14 protein-coding genes are annotated in these 13,039 nt (G+C 66.1%); 7 read left to right on the top strand and 7 right to left on the bottom strand.

Annotated elements, in window-relative coordinates:
* Nucleotides 1-214 precede the first annotated feature (214 nt).
* Nucleotides 215-1,702: an adenosylhomocysteinase gene (gene ahcY / locus CXY75_RS08280; protein ID WP_104082361.1), complete on the bottom strand. Its 1,488-nt coding sequence runs from the start codon at nt 1,700-1,702 to the stop codon at nt 215-217.
* Between the two features lie 92 nt (nt 1,703-1,794).
* Between ahcY and CXY75_RS20730 the strand changes: the two genes are divergently transcribed.
* Nucleotides 1,795-1,920 (top strand): hypothetical protein, encoded by a 126-nt coding sequence (locus tag CXY75_RS20730; protein ID WP_255411774.1) that lies wholly within the window; start codon nt 1,795-1,797, stop codon nt 1,918-1,920.
* A gap of 52 nt (nt 1,921-1,972) precedes the next feature.
* On the opposite strand, the gene CXY75_RS08290 is transcribed toward CXY75_RS20730, so the two are convergent.
* Nucleotides 1,973-2,197 carry a DUF3499 family protein gene (locus CXY75_RS08290; protein ID WP_104082363.1) on the bottom strand — a complete coding sequence of 75 codons (225 nt, stop codon included), beginning with the start codon at nt 2,195-2,197 and terminating at the stop codon, nt 1,973-1,975.
* Nucleotides 2,198-2,376: 179 nt separating this feature from the next.
* Here CXY75_RS08290 and CXY75_RS08295 point away from each other — a divergent pair, with 179 nt between their 5' ends.
* Both CXY75_RS08295 and CXY75_RS08300 read left to right on the top strand, forming a co-directional pair.
* Nucleotides 2,377-2,682, top strand: a complete 306-nt coding sequence (locus CXY75_RS08295) for a hypothetical protein (protein ID WP_369826703.1) — start codon at nt 2,377-2,379, stop codon at nt 2,680-2,682.
* A gap of 318 nt (nt 2,683-3,000) precedes the next feature.
* Nucleotides 3,001-3,681: a hypothetical protein gene (locus CXY75_RS08300; protein ID WP_104082365.1), complete on the top strand. Its 681-nt coding sequence runs from the start codon at nt 3,001-3,003 to the stop codon at nt 3,679-3,681.
* A 209-nt stretch (nt 3,682-3,890) separates the two neighbouring features.
* Here the strand turns inward: CXY75_RS08300 and CXY75_RS08305 are convergent, their stop codons facing one another.
* Nucleotides 3,891-5,276 carry a glycosyltransferase family 87 protein gene (locus tag CXY75_RS08305; RefSeq protein WP_104082366.1) on the bottom strand — a complete coding sequence of 462 codons (1,386 nt, stop codon included), beginning with the start codon at nt 5,274-5,276 and terminating at the stop codon, nt 3,891-3,893.
* A gap of 110 nt (nt 5,277-5,386) precedes the next feature.
* On the opposite strand from CXY75_RS08305, the gene CXY75_RS08310 reads away from it, so the two are divergent.
* Both CXY75_RS08310 and CXY75_RS08315 read left to right on the top strand, forming a co-directional pair.
* Complete coding sequence (locus tag CXY75_RS08310; RefSeq protein WP_104082367.1) at nt 5,387-6,661, top strand: molybdopterin-dependent oxidoreductase; 1,275 nt, start codon at nt 5,387-5,389, stop codon at nt 6,659-6,661.
* A gap of 116 nt (nt 6,662-6,777) precedes the next feature.
* Entirely contained in the window at nt 6,778-7,275 is a 498-nt protein-coding gene (locus CXY75_RS08315) for a hypothetical protein (RefSeq protein WP_146069414.1), read from the top strand.
* Nucleotides 7,276-7,407: 132 nt separating this feature from the next.
* Here the strand turns inward: CXY75_RS08315 and CXY75_RS08320 are convergent, their stop codons facing one another.
* Genes CXY75_RS08320 through CXY75_RS08330 form a run of 3 tightly spaced genes read right to left on the bottom strand, consistent with a single transcriptional unit; the run spans nt 7,408 to nt 9,553 of the window.
* On the bottom strand, nt 7,408-8,175 hold the full coding sequence (locus CXY75_RS08320) for a bifunctional 2-polyprenyl-6-hydroxyphenol methylase/3-demethylubiquinol 3-O-methyltransferase UbiG (protein WP_146069415.1): 768 nt from the start codon (nt 8,173-8,175) through the stop codon (nt 7,408-7,410).
* Nucleotides 8,172-8,843, bottom strand: a complete 672-nt coding sequence (locus tag CXY75_RS08325; RefSeq protein WP_104082369.1) for a DUF2064 domain-containing protein — start codon at nt 8,841-8,843, stop codon at nt 8,172-8,174. Before CXY75_RS08325 ends, CXY75_RS08320 begins: the two co-directional genes overlap by 4 nt.
* Nucleotides 8,840-9,553 (bottom strand): glycosyltransferase family 2 protein, encoded by a 714-nt coding sequence (locus CXY75_RS08330; RefSeq protein WP_104082370.1) that lies wholly within the window; start codon nt 9,551-9,553, stop codon nt 8,840-8,842. The genes CXY75_RS08325 and CXY75_RS08330 overlap by 4 nt, the downstream gene beginning before the upstream one ends.
* 150 nt (nt 9,554-9,703) lie before the next feature.
* On the opposite strand from CXY75_RS08330, the gene CXY75_RS08335 reads away from it, so the two are divergent.
* Complete coding sequence (locus tag CXY75_RS08335; RefSeq protein ID WP_104082371.1) at nt 9,704-10,459, top strand: response regulator transcription factor; 756 nt, start codon at nt 9,704-9,706, stop codon at nt 10,457-10,459.
* Nucleotides 10,456-11,640 (top strand): sensor histidine kinase KdpD, encoded by a 1,185-nt coding sequence (locus CXY75_RS08340; protein WP_104082372.1) that lies wholly within the window; start codon nt 10,456-10,458, stop codon nt 11,638-11,640. The genes CXY75_RS08335 and CXY75_RS08340 overlap by 4 nt, the downstream gene beginning before the upstream one ends.
* Nucleotides 11,641-11,761: 121 nt before the next feature.
* On the opposite strand, the gene CXY75_RS08345 is transcribed toward CXY75_RS08340, so the two are convergent.
* Entirely contained in the window at nt 11,762-12,991 is a 1,230-nt protein-coding gene (locus CXY75_RS08345; RefSeq protein WP_104082373.1) for an NAD(P)-dependent oxidoreductase, read from the bottom strand.
* Between the last annotated feature and the right edge of the window lie 48 nt (nt 12,992-13,039).

A 13,039-nucleotide genomic window follows, 5' to 3' on the forward strand; every position in this document is an offset into this window, starting at 1 on the left:
GCCACCCGCCACCCGCCACCGCGACCACAGACCAGCGCGCGCCGGCCGACGGCGATCTCGACACGCTCGATCGGCGGCTGGGGACGTTCCCGCAAACGGGCCCGCCCCGGACGCTGCAGCCGGGCCCACCCTGTGAACGCGGGCCCCGTTTATAAACTGGGCCCACGTTCCGGTCCCGTACCCGTGCAGAAAAGGACTGCGAGACGGCGAGGGGCTAGTAGCGGTAGTGGTCTACTTTGTAGGGGCCCTCGGCGGGGACGCCGATGTAGGCGGACTGCTCGGGTGTTAGAACGGTCAGTTCTACGCCTAGGGCATCGAGGTGAAGGCGCGCTACCTTCTCGTCGAGGAGCTTAGGGAGTACGTAGACGCCGACCGGGTACTTCTCCGGCGAAACGTACAGCTCGATCTGGGCTAGCACCTGGTTGGTGAAGGAGTTGCTCATCACGAACGAGGGGTGACCGGTGGCGTTGCCGAGGTTCATCAGGCGCCCCTCCGACAAAACGAGCACACTGCGACCGCTCGGCATGCGCCATTCGTCGACCTGCGGCTTGATCTGCACCTTGACGGCGCCCGGCAGCGACTCGAGCGCGGCCATGTCGATCTCATTGTCAAAGTGCCCGACGTTGGCGACAATGGCGAGGTGCTTCATGCGCAACATGTGGTCGACGCCGATGACGTTGAAGTTGCCGGTGCCACTGACGAAGATATCGACCTGTTCGACGACGGAGTCGAGGCGGGCGACCTGGAAACCGTCCATTGCGGCCTGCATCGCATTGATCGGGTCGATCTCGCTCACGATCACCCGGGCGCCCTGGCCGCGCATCGCCTCGGCTGCGCCCTTGCCGACATCACCGTACCCGGCGACGAAGACAACCTTGCCGCCGATCAACACGTCCGTGGCCCGGTTGAGGCCGTCCGGCAGCGAATGGCGAATGCCGTACTTGTTGTCGAACTTGCTCTTGGTGACCGAGTCATTCACATTGATGGCCGGAAACAACAGTTGTTTGCCCGCGGCGAGTTCGTAGAGGCGGTGCACCCCGGTGGTGGTCTCTTCGGTGACGCCCATGAGGTCGGCGGCAACCAGGGTCCAGCGGTCGGTTGACTCCGCCAGCGACCGACGGAGGGCGGCGAGAATGACGCCGTATTCGTGACTGTCACCGGCAGCATCCGCTGGTACGGCGCCGGCCAATTCGAACTCGCGCCCCTTGTGCACGAGCATGGTGGCGTCACCGCCGTCGTCGAGGATCATGTTCGGGCCGGTCCAGGTGGCCCCGGCGGCGTCGGCCTCAGCGCTCCAGTCGAAGATCTGCGAGGTGCACCACCAGTATTCTTCGAGGGTTTCACCCTTCCAGGCGAACACGGGAACGCCGGCGGGGGCATCCGTTGTGCCGGTCGGACCGACGGCGATCGCGGCGGCCGCGTCGTCTTGGGTCGAGAAAATGTTGCAGCTAGCCCAGCGCACCTGGGCACCGAGGGCGACGAGGGTCTCGATCAGCACGGCGGTCTGCACCGTCATGTGCAGAGATCCGGCGATGCGGGCACCGGCGAGCGGCTTCGATTCGCCGAATTCGCGGCGAAGGGCCATCAGCCCCGGCATCTCATTTTCGGCCAGGCGCAGCTGGTGGCGCCCAGCCTCCGCGAGGGACAGATCGGCGATCTTGTAAGTAAAGGTGGGGGGCGCGGTGGCCGAAGCGACAGTCATGGTGCCATCTTGCCATTTCCGCCTGTATGACCGGGCATTGTTTTGCCCTGCCTCGATTTTGCGTCGCCGCCGTCCGCATTCCCGTTTGCTGCGTGGCCAGCCACCTCGCTGAGGCTTTCGTCGCTCTCGCTGTCGGCGAAACCGCCGCGGCCACCGGTAGAACGGATGCTGCCGGCCGCCTCTTGTACGGCCGTCGCAGTGGCCGTCATCCCGATTGAGAGTATGCGCGCACCGCCTGCACTAGATCCAACGCGGTCGGGCCGCTAGGCGTCAGTCGGTCGGGTCGGGGTCGTCGGCGAGGAGACGGTGCCGCATCAGCTGCCAGCCTTGGGGAGCGGTCGTTCGCTCCGCGTGCCGGGAACACAGGTCGAAGCTGTGCGGCTCCTTGCGTCCGGCCAGCGGACCAAGTACGGCCAGGGAATCCCCATAGTCAAAGGTGAGTGTGGCCACCGAGGGTTCGGGGCAGGCAACGCGAGAACACGGACGGAATGTCATTGCCTCTCAGGGTACCCGTCAGCCCGCCGTAGGATGACTGCATGCCTCGATTTCACCGTTCCGCAGCGCCCGCACCGACCGTGCGCGGCCGCGGACGGGACCGGCACGGCCGCGGCATCCGCAGTTCGGCGACCGGCCCTTTTCTGCCGCCACTCCGCACCCGGATCGACTTATTCGACATGACCGTCGAGTCGACGATCGACTATTTGCGCGGCGTCTGGCCGGAGGAACTCAGCCACGCCGTGTTCGAGGTCGCCTCCGGACCGCACTCCGTGGTGCCGGGCATCGGCGTCGAACGCTGGATGGTCACGCCGGCAACGAATCGCGTGGTGTTCTACCGGCTGCCGATTCAGCGCCTGTCGCGCCTGCATGAAAACGATGAGATGCACCAGCGCATGATGATCGAAACGTGCGTTTTTCGCGGCGTCGCCGAACTGCTCGGCAAGGATCCCTGGGATCTCGCGCCGGATCGCTTCCGGCACTAAGCGACCGGCAGCTTCGCCGACGAGCTGACGTGCGGGCGCTGCGGCACGGGACTGCCTGGTCGCCACTACCCCGTTCATCGGCGCGGGCCGCGGTCAGGAAGCGGGCGGACGGGCATCCGCTCGGCGGAGATTTGCGCTGTGACTGGGATCGCAGCGTGTCGAGCGGGTTATCTACCGTGCCCAAGAGTCTGAGTGTTTGCTGAATTGAGTAACAGAACGGTAACGGATTGGGGCAATTCCAAACCATTTTGCGGGTGGAACCGAACCCCATGCAGATCCCAACACCACCTGCTCAATCTACAGACAAGGACTTTTCTCATGCGTACATTCACCAAGGCCACCATCGGTTTCGCTTCCGCCGGAATTCTCATTGCTGGCCTCGCTGGCTGCTCAACGGGCACGACAACCCCGGCCCAGGCTCCCGCCGCGGGCTCGTCAAGTTCGGCCGACGCCACTCCGACACCGCTCGCCTCGATCCCCAGCCTCTCTGGTGTTGACACCGCGGTGCTGCTCGATGCCGACTTCGGTGCCGCACTCACGAGCCTCGGCCTGGCCGCCGGAACCGTCGGAACGGCCACCCTCGAAGAGGGCAGCCTGCACTTCCCCATCACCGGCGGAAACGTGGACTACTACGACCCGGCCGAGAGCTACCGCCCGTTCGTTCAAGGTTCCATTAAGCACGAGGGCTCCGGCTTCTCACTGACCGCCGGCGACATCGTGGTCGAGTTGACCAACTTCACCATTGACCCTGGCACCTCGGAGCTCTTCGGTGACGTTTCGGTCAACGGCGAGTCCGTTGCGCCCCAGGCCCTGCTGTTCGACCTCTACGGTGGAACCCTTGAGCCGCTCAAGATGGACGGCGACAACGCCATCCTCACCGGAACCACCGTGCACATCTCCTCCGTCGCTGCTGGCCTGTTGAACTCCACGTTCAGCACCGACGCCGTCGCTGACCAGATGCTCGTTGGTATCGCGACCATCACCGCCGCCACCAAGTAGGTAGTTTGTAGGCACGTGTAAGCACGGCGTTCGCCGGCACAGCACAAATTGGGGCTCGCCACACGGCGGGCCCCAATTGTCGTGTGCCCGGGCGGCTCGCGGCACTCGTTCGGGATGCGTGCACCCGGTGGCAGGGATGCCGCGAACACTTAGGAGTGCCACGAACGCGGAGGGTGCAGCGAGCGCCCCGAGCGCGGCACCCGGGCGGGTTAGGCGGGGCGGAGTCGCCGCAGCGGGCGCAGCATCCGTTTGACGACGCCCGGGCCGGCGCGGCGCAGCGAGACCACGGTGATTACGATCACCGCGACCGCGATCGAGGCCCTGGTGAGTTGCACGCTCGGCACCAGCAGCCGCAGGGTGAGCGCCATCGGAACGAGCAACCATTCCCAGCGGCCGGACAGCGCCACGAACGGCAGCAGGAGCAGCGCATACCAGGGGTAGCGGGGGCTCAGCACGAGCAGGGTCGCTCCGATCATGACAAGTTGGCCGAGCCACGGCTGGTTCTGATCGGTTTTGATGATCACCAGCACGGCGACGATTACCAAGATCAGACCGGCGACGATACTAGCGGAGGCCCCCGGCGCGACCAGAGACACCAGCGCGAACCGAGACCCGTCCTGATACCCCTCTTCGGAGAGGTACCCGGGCAGATATCCGAGCACCCCGATGCCGGTCGCGATCACGTAGGGCACGTAGAGCAACGCAAAGCTGAGAACGGATGCCGTCACCATACGCCACCCGCCCCGCCTGAGCAGGGCCGGCGCCGCCAGAACCGGGATGAGCTTGGTACCGATCGCGATTCCGAGCATGACACCGCCGCGCCAGACCTTCTTCGACGAGACCAGGAACACGGCCGCGACGACAAAAATGACGCCGAGCATATCCACATGCGAGTTGGTGATCGCCTCGGTCGCCACGAGCGGACACCAGGCCCACAGCGCGGCGTTTCTTTCGTCGAGGCCGCGGCGGCGCATTCCGACCAGCAACACCACCGTGGTGCCGAGGCTGAGCAGCAGGCCGGAGAGCTGCAACGGCCAGTACGCGGGGCCAGGTCCGGTGAGAAAACGCACGCTGGCGAAGAAGATTTCGCTGGCCGGCGGGTAAATCGTGGGTACCGCCGTGCGGTTCAGCGCCGAGCAGAGCACGTCACCGTCAGTCGTTCGAGCGCGATTGATGCGTTCACCGACGCAGACTTCCGTGCCGGCAGCGGTGGTCTCGGGCGCCGGGAACAGCCAGTCCGGTCTCAGGGAATCGAGGCGGGCATCCGCTGGAGTGAATGCATAGGGGCTGATTCCGGCGTTTTGAACGATGCCGTCCCAGGCGTAGCGGGCCGAATCGGTGCTCGTGTTGGGCGGGCCGGCCATGGCCGCGCCGCCGATCACGGCGGAGCCGGCCAGGATCAGTGCAACTACCGCTGTGCCCTTGACGCGGCGCAGCAGCCACCAGGCGAGTCCGAACAACAGCCAGAGCGCGCTGGTGACGAGCACGAGTTGCACCTCGTCGCGGTCAGGTTCGAACAAGTCGAGGGCGATGACGCTGAACGCGGTGAGGGCGGCGCTGAGCAGGAGAAGGGCCACGATGATCGATATGCGCACGGTTCAGTCTCTCGCATGGCGTTCCCGTGCCCGGGATCGCTTGCCGATTCACCCGCACATCGTAAGGTTTTTTTCCGGTCTGGAGCACGCTGTGGTGGTGCAATAGGAGAATGCGACGATTGATGTATGAGGCCCAGCGGGCGTTGGCGTCTCCGGTGCGCAATCCGCGCATGGCGACCGTCATCGGGCGTCTGCTCGGCGCAGCCTTTCTGGTCTGCTTCGGCACCGGGCTGTACAGCCATTTTCTGCAGGAACCGCAGGATTGGATGCGGTTCGCGACCCGACCCGAATATCTCTACCAGGTCACCCAGGGCACCCACATTATTGCCGGCATCGCCTGTTTTCCCCTGTTGCTGGCCAAGCTGTACATCGTTTTTCCCGACCTGTTCGCCTATCCCCCCCTGCAAGGCTTCGTGCACTTTCTCGAGCGCGCCTCGATTGCTCTGTTCGTCGGCGCCTCACTCGTGCAGATCACGATCGGCCTACTCAACACTTACCAGTGGTATCCGTGGCCATTTCCGTTTCGGCAGGTGCACTTTGCGCTCGGCTGGGTGCTGATCGGGCTGCTCGTCATTCACATTGGGGTGAAACTGCCGATCATTGCGCGGTATTGGAGTAAATCGTCGGGTTCAGGCGACGATTCGGGCGACGACGACCATCTCGTGGACGCGGTCTCTGCCGACCGGGCATCCCATGCGGAGGCCGTGCGGCTCTCGGGTGCGAGTCGGCCAGGCGGGGTGACCGGGCGGGTGCTCGACTACATCGACGCGACGCCACAGGTTACGTCCCGGGTGAGCCGGCGGGGCTTTCTCACCACGGTCGGCGTGGCCACGACGGCCGTCGTCGGCCTGACCGCCGGGCAGACCTTCACCCCGTTGAACGCGGTAAACCTGTTCGCACCGCGCAAGAAGGGTGTCGGCCAGCAGGGAGTGCCGGTGAACCGCACGAGCGAGCAGGCGAAAGTAGCGGATGCCGCCATGGCGTCGTCGTGGACCCTCACTCTCGCGGTCTCCGGCACCGAACGATCCTTCACCCGAGCCGAGCTGCTCGCGCTTCCGCAGACCGAGGTTCGGCTGCCGATCGCCTGCGTTGAGGGCTGGAGCCAGATGGCCAACTGGCGCGGCGTGCGACTGCGCGACCTCGCTGAAATGATGAACGCCGCCCCGGAGACCGCGTTTCGGCTGATCAGCTTGGAGCAACGTGGCAGCTTCAGCAAGACCCAAATGGGCAGCGAGTACGTGCGCGACCCGCTCACGCTCGTGGCGCTCGAGCTCAACGGCGAAACGCTCGATCTCGAGCACGGCTATCCGGCCCGCATGATCGCGCCCGGTCGGCCCGGGGTGTTGCAGACCAAATGGTTGAGCCGAATCGAGGCAATCTCATGACCCGACCGGATGCTGACGGGTCGGGTCACGAGACTTCGCGACTGGGCATGAGGGCACATAAGAACGCGGTAGGACCAAACCCGGGCGATGGATCGACCGAGCGTGTCGGGAATGGCTTGAATCCCCCGCCGGCCGGAATCACGCCGTCGAGCGGCCGACGGATGCGCAACATCCGCTTGGTGTTGGTGGGCGGCGGCGTGCTGCTGATGGCGTGGGGCGCGCTGGTCATGTTCGACTCGGTGCGACCGGCTCGCATTCCCGGGGTCGCGCTGTGGATTGCCGCAGCGATTGTGCTCCACGACGGAATTGTCGCTCCGATTGTGTTAGCCGGCGGCATTGCGCTGCGCCGGGCGGGCCGGCGGATAACCGGAACGGTCGTCGTGATCGTGCAGAGTGGAATTGTGGTCGGGTCGATCGTGTCGCTGATCGCGGTGCCGACCTTGGTGGCGAAGAACTTCGCGCCGGCCAATCCGACCGTGCTGCCGCTGAATTATGGCCTCAACCTAGGGATTTTCTGGGTCGTGCTCGCCGCAGTCACGGTAGGGCTGTCGGTGTGGGCATTTCTGCGCGGGCGACACCCGGCCGAAACGTTCCCCGACGACTCCGGACGGTGACAGGGCCGGCAGCACAGCTACGAGGGGCGGCGTTTTCGGGCCCACCTTACGGAACCGGGCCCATGATCTGACATGAGCCCGGGCCCGGTCAGTTATCGAACCGAGAGGAATAGGTGCTCCGGCGAGGCTGGGTCAAGCTCGGGCGAGACGGGCGAAGGAACGACCGCCGCGGGTCCACTCGGCGACCGGCACGAGCCCGATCTTTTCGGCCCGGCGGCGCAGGGCACTCCCGCCGATTTCGGCCCACGGGAACGCGTCGCTCGCGTGTCCGGCAGCGTCATGCAGGGTTCCTTCATACGCCAGGTCGTGCTCGGGATCGGGGTACACCTCAACGATGAGCACCCCGTCTATGGCAAGGAGCGCCGCGCAACGATCGAGCAGCGCGTCTGGATCACCGCCGATGCCGATGTTGCCGTCGACGAGCAGCAGGGTCGCCCAGGTTCCCGCCAGCGGAATATCGTCAAACACCGAACGGTGCAGCACGGCCAGCCCGGCGGCGAGCGCTATTCGCACGGCGGTCGGCGACACGTCCACGCCGAGCGCCTCGAGTCCCTGATCTATCGCGGCTCGAATCATGCGGCCCGGCCCGCAGCCGATGTCGAGCACCGGCCCGGCAACCCCGGCGAGTAGGGAGCGGTCGATCGCATCGGCACCGGCGCTCCAGACTCCGGCGTGCATGGTCGACACCCGCGCTGGCGTGCCCGGATCGGCGTCGGGCTTGCGCCCGTGCAGGTACAGCACGTTGTCGTCGCTCTGCAACGCTTGCGCGTATGGCTCGGATCCGCCGGAGCCGAACGTGGTCGGGCGACGAAAGCGGTCAGCTTCGCTCAACTGAACCCGGCCGGGTATCCACGGCCGATCCTGCGCCGTGACCTCAGGACGTTGCGATACGACGGTCATGAGCGCGCCCGGCTCAGTGTGCGCAGGGTCGCCGGTGCAGGCAGCTGAGCGGATGCCGGCAGGCCCGCGAAGGCACGCGCGAAGCGCGTGTGGGGGGCAATCGAGGCGACGGTGCGGGCATCCGTTATGGTGTCGATGTCGGTCAGCGTTGGGAGCAGGCGCACGGTGAGGCCCGCCTGGTCAAGGCGCCGCAACTGGTGGGCTCCCGTGTCGGAGCGGCTCATCGGAATGCCACGGAGCAACGCACCGGTCGGGTTTTTCAGGCCGAGCGCCCAGAAGCCGCCGTCGTCGGCGGGGCCGAACCACGCATCCGTCTCCATAGTCCAATCGTGGAATACGGGCGCGAGCAGCTCGACACTGACCTGGGGGCTGTCCATTCCAAGCAGCAGGGATGGCTCGTCGAGGTAGTCAAAGATGGCCGCAAGGCGCTCATCGAGACCGCCTGCGGTTTGCGGCAGAATCTGCCAACCGGATGCTTCCACCGGCGGCGTCACGCCGTCGAACGCGAGAATATGCCGCGTCGCCGGCAACGCCTCGGCCACGGCGAGCGTGTCGGCGAGGCTCGCAGCGGCGAGCTCGGCAGCCTGCTCGAGTGAGAGTGGCGGGTGGAGCCGGGTCTTGACCTTGCCGGGCAGGCATTCCTTGGCGATGACGACGATCGCGGTCATGAGACGGACTCGCTGGTGGCGCTCACGTGGGAAGCGGCGCGGCCAGCTCGGTCGGCGTGAAGCAACGCGGACATGTCTGCGATCGCGGTGATCGTGCCGCGTACCGTTCCCGTCACCTTGCTGCGGCCGACTCGCGGCGCGTAGCCGGTGTCGACTTCGCGGATGCGCCAGTTCGCCGCGGCCGCGCCGAGAAACATCTCGAGCGGATACCCGCTGCGACGATCGAGCAGGTCAAGGGAAAGAAGGAGGTCGCGGCGAGCTGCCCGCATGGGACCGAGGTCATGAATGTTCACACCTGTTATTCGGCGCAGTCGCCAAGAAAGATAGGTATTTGCTAAACGGGCGTGCGGCGGCCAGGCATTTCGGGTGGTGGGGCGACGGCGTCCCAGCACCAGATCGGCCGCGCCTTCACTGATCGGGTCGACAACGAGCGGGAGGTCACGCGGGTCCATCGAAGCGTCGGCGTCGCAGAAGGCGACGATCGGAGCGGTTGCGGCGATCAGTCCGGCGTGGGCTGCGGCGCCGAACCCCCGGCGGTTTTCGTGCACGACGTGTGCGCCGAGAGCCCGGGCGATATCGGCCGACCCGTCGGTGGATCCGTTGTCGACGACGATGGCCCGGTAGCCCTGGGGCAGCCGTTCGAGAATCCACGGCAGGGCCTGCGCCTCGTTCAGGCAGGGCAACACCACGTCCACCTGAATGTTCATCATGCTTTGACCGTAAACGGGGGGTCTGAGGTTTAGCGGCGAAACAGGTTACGAACCGGGGACGGAATCGGCGGGGCGGCATCCGCTTGACGCCGACCAGATCGGTGGCGAGCGCCCCGCGCGCCGCGGCGGCCGCGCGCCTAGTCTAAGGGGGTGACTCCCTCCCAATATTTTGCTCCACCCCGAGCGGATGCCCTAGCCGGGCGCCGAGTACTCGTCATCGATGATGATCCAACGGTCTCCGAAGTGGTCTGCCAGTACCTGCGCGCGGCTGGATTTGTGGTCGATGAAGCCGTCGACGGGCTCGCTGGTCTACGCCGAGCCGAGGCGGTGCTGCCAGACCTGGTCGTGCTTGACCGCATGCTTCCCCTGCTCGACGGCATCGAGGTGTGCCGTCGGATCCGGCAGAACTGGGGCACGTTGCCGGTGATCATGCTCACAGCTCTCGGCGAGGAAGAGCACCGCATCACGGGCCTCGAGGCCGGCGCCGACGACTATCTGGTGAAACCGTTCTCCCCGCGCGAGCTCGTATTGCGGGTGCAGTCGGTGCTGCGACGCACCAAATCCGAGTCGATTCCGGAGGGAATCCTTACGGCCGGGGAATTCGCGCTGAACCTGGCCGCGCACGAGATTCGGCTGCGCGGCAAGCCACTCGTGCTCACCGCGCGCGAATTCGACCTGCTCGCCTACCTCATCTGGCGCCCGTCCAAGGTGCTCACCCGCGAGGAGCTGCTGCGCTCGGTCTGGGGTTGGGAATTCGGCGACCTCTCAACGGTAACGGTGCACGTGCGCAGGCTGCGGGAGAAGATCGAAGCCGACCCGGCGCATCCGCTGCTGGTGAACACGGTATGGGGGGTCGGTTACCGGTTCGACCCGGTGCCGCTGGGTGTTGAGGCAAGTGCGACATGACGGTAGCGATGTTCCTAACGGTCGCCGGAATTGCGCTCGGTTGCGCACTCGTCGTCGGCGCGCTCGGCTTGCTCGCGCTGCGGCTGCTATCGCGCGGGTCGCTCGTGACGCAACTGATCGTCGTGGCGTTCGCGACCGTAGTGTCAGTTGTGAGCGGAACGGCCGCTGTCGCCTCACTCATGTATCTGTCGGAGCACGATTTGACGGTGTTCTATTCGGTTGCGGTGGTGGCCGGAATCGTGTCGCTCGCGATGGCATCGGTACTCGGCCGCTCATTGGCGCGCGATAACCGTTATTTGCGCGCAGCGGCCGCGAGCATCGGCCGAGGCGAATCGGTGATATCCCCCGAACGGCATACGAGTACGGAGTTCGCCGCTCTCGCCGGGGAGCTCGCTGCGACGGCCGATCGGCTGACCGAATCGCGCGAGCGGGAGGAACGCATCGAGACCTCGCGGCGTGAGATCGTCGCCTGGATCTCGCACGATCTGCGCACCCCGCTGGCCGGGATTCGGGCCATGGCAGAAGCCCTTGAGGATGGTATGGCGCCGGATCCGACGCGGTACTACGAGCAGATTCGTGGGCAGGTCGACCGGCTTAGCGGCATGGTTGATGACCTGTTTGAGCTGTCCAAGATTCACGCCGGGGCACTGAAATTGGCCTTCGATCGGGTGTCCCTGTATGACCTGATCAGCGACACGGTCGCCGATCTCGCACCGGTAGCCCTCGCGAAATCGCTCGATCTTCGCTTCGAGGGCGAACGCGGCCTCACGCTGCAAGCGGATGCCCGCGAGCTCGCCCGCGCGGTCGGTAACCTGATCATGAACGCCATCCAGCATTCCCCGGCCGGAAGCGCGATTGTGGTTTCTGCGATCCGGCACGCGGGCGGGCACGCGGGCGGGCACGCGGGCGGGCACGCGGGCGGGCACGCCATTATCTCGGTCGTCGACGCGGCCGGCGGCATACCAGAGCAGGACCTGGCACGGGTGTTCGAGGCCGGTTGGCGAGCCAGCGGTCCACGCACACCCGCTGTCGGAACCGGAGCCGGTCGCAGCGGCGGCGCTGGCTTGGGACTCGCGATAGTAGAGGGGATCGTACGCGCTCATGCCGGGCAGGTTTCGGTAACCAATGTCGGAGCCGGGTGCCGGTTTGAGGTGCTGCTGCCGCAGCATCCGTTGGTCTGACGCGCCGGCCGCCCCTTTCGCCCCATGACACGCGTTCAAGGGGGCACAAGTTGGCCGGTCACGCGCTGCGAAGCGCATACACGGGCAAAAGATCGCATCTCACGATGCGCGGGACGACGAGTCAGGGGCGCACGGCGGCACGCAGCGGTGCTGTGGCGAACTCGCGCATGCCGGCTTCGAAGGAGACCTCGGCCGACCAACCCAGCTCCTGACGGATTCGCTCCGAGGACGCCGTGATGTGCCGAACGTCGCCGAGCCGATACTGACCGGTGACGATGGGGGCTGGGCCACCGGCAGCCGCGGCAAGAGCCGCCGCCATGTCACCGATGGTGTGCACGATTCCGCTGCCGACGTTGTAAGCGCGAAATATTCCGTCATCCGAATTTGTCGAGCCGGCAGACGCGATGTCAGCGGATACAGCTGCAGACCGCGGTGTGAACTGCGTCGCCGTGAAATCGAGCGCGGCGATATTGGCCGCCGCGACGTCCCGCACGTGCACGAAGTCGCGGCGTTGCCGACCGTCTTCGTAGACTCGGGGGGCCTCATCGCGCTCAATCGCTGAACGAAATAGTGACGCGACTCCCGCATACGGCGTGTTTTGCGGCATACCCGGACCATAAACGTTGTGGTAACGCAGCGCAGCGACGCGCCCGCCGGTTGATCTGGCCCAGGCCGTGGCGAGGTATTCCTGGCCGAGCTTGCTGCTCGCGTAGACATTGCGCGGATCGAGCGGATCGGATTCTCCGACCAAGACGGGCTCGAGCGCCTGCCCAGTCACCGGGTCGAGAGGGTCGAACAGGCCAGCGTCCAGGTCGCTCGCCAAGCGCGGTCCCGGCCGGGTGAATCCATTCGCGCCGCGATAGCTGCCCTCCCCATAGACGACCATGGATGACGCTAAAACCAGGCGACGGATGCCCCGCACGGCCATCGCGGCCAACAGTACGGCGGTGCCGACTTCGTTGCTGTGCACGTAATCGGGGGCGTCAGCGAAGTCGACCCCGAGTCCAACCTTGGCGGCCTGGTGGCAGACCACGTCGATGCCGGCGAGGGCGCTGGCGATGACGGCTGGGTCGGTCACGTCGCCGTGCACGAACTCCACTCGTGGGTCGAGGCTCGCCGGCCTAGCGGCCGGGGCCCGAGCCGCGGGCCCATGTTCTATCGTGGGCCCATGGTCCGGGCCCGGCGCGGCTTCGGCCCTCGGCGCGGCCTCCGATCCCGGCACGGGACCGTGCACGTCGGCGCGCAGGGAGTCGAGCACCCGCACCTCGTAGCCGTGGGCGAGGGCGGCATCGACGATGGCGGATCCGATGAAGCCAGCTCCGCCGGTGATGAGCAGGTGTTCACCGGTCATGAGCCATCCCGGCTGGCTGCGCGAGCTGGGCTGGCCAGGAGGACTGCG

It is taken from the genome of Cryobacterium sp. Y11 (assembly GCF_002929535.1).
GTDB lineage: Bacteria > Actinomycetota > Actinomycetes > Actinomycetales > Microbacteriaceae > Cryobacterium.

What these genes read in the sequence shown, in the direction of transcription:
- ahcY (WP_104082361.1), bottom strand. Translation starts at nt 1,702, where the DNA reads ATGACTGTCGCTTCGGCCACCGCGCCCCCCACCTTTACTTACAAGATC.
- CXY75_RS08290 (WP_104082363.1), bottom strand. Translation starts at nt 2,197, where the DNA reads ATGACATTCCGTCCGTGTTCTCGCGTTGCCTGCCCCGAACCCTCGGTG.
- CXY75_RS08295 (WP_369826703.1), top strand. Translation starts at nt 2,377, where the DNA reads ATGACCGTCGAGTCGACGATCGACTATTTGCGCGGCGTCTGGCCGGAG.
- CXY75_RS08300 (WP_104082365.1), top strand. Translation starts at nt 3,001, where the DNA reads ATGCGTACATTCACCAAGGCCACCATCGGTTTCGCTTCCGCCGGAATT.
- CXY75_RS08310 (WP_104082367.1), top strand. Translation starts at nt 5,387, where the DNA reads ATGCGACGATTGATGTATGAGGCCCAGCGGGCGTTGGCGTCTCCGGTG.
- CXY75_RS08320 (WP_146069415.1), bottom strand. Translation starts at nt 8,175, where the DNA reads ATGACCGTCGTATCGCAACGTCCTGAGGTCACGGCGCAGGATCGGCCG.
- CXY75_RS08325 (WP_104082369.1), bottom strand. Translation starts at nt 8,843, where the DNA reads ATGACCGCGATCGTCGTCATCGCCAAGGAATGCCTGCCCGGCAAGGTC.
- CXY75_RS08330 (WP_104082370.1), bottom strand. Translation starts at nt 9,553, where the DNA reads ATGATGAACATTCAGGTGGACGTGGTGTTGCCCTGCCTGAACGAGGCG.
- CXY75_RS08340 (WP_104082372.1), top strand. Translation starts at nt 10,456, where the DNA reads ATGACGGTAGCGATGTTCCTAACGGTCGCCGGAATTGCGCTCGGTTGC.
- CXY75_RS08345 (WP_104082373.1), bottom strand. Translation starts at nt 12,991, where the DNA reads ATGACCGGTGAACACCTGCTCATCACCGGCGGAGCTGGCTTCATCGGA.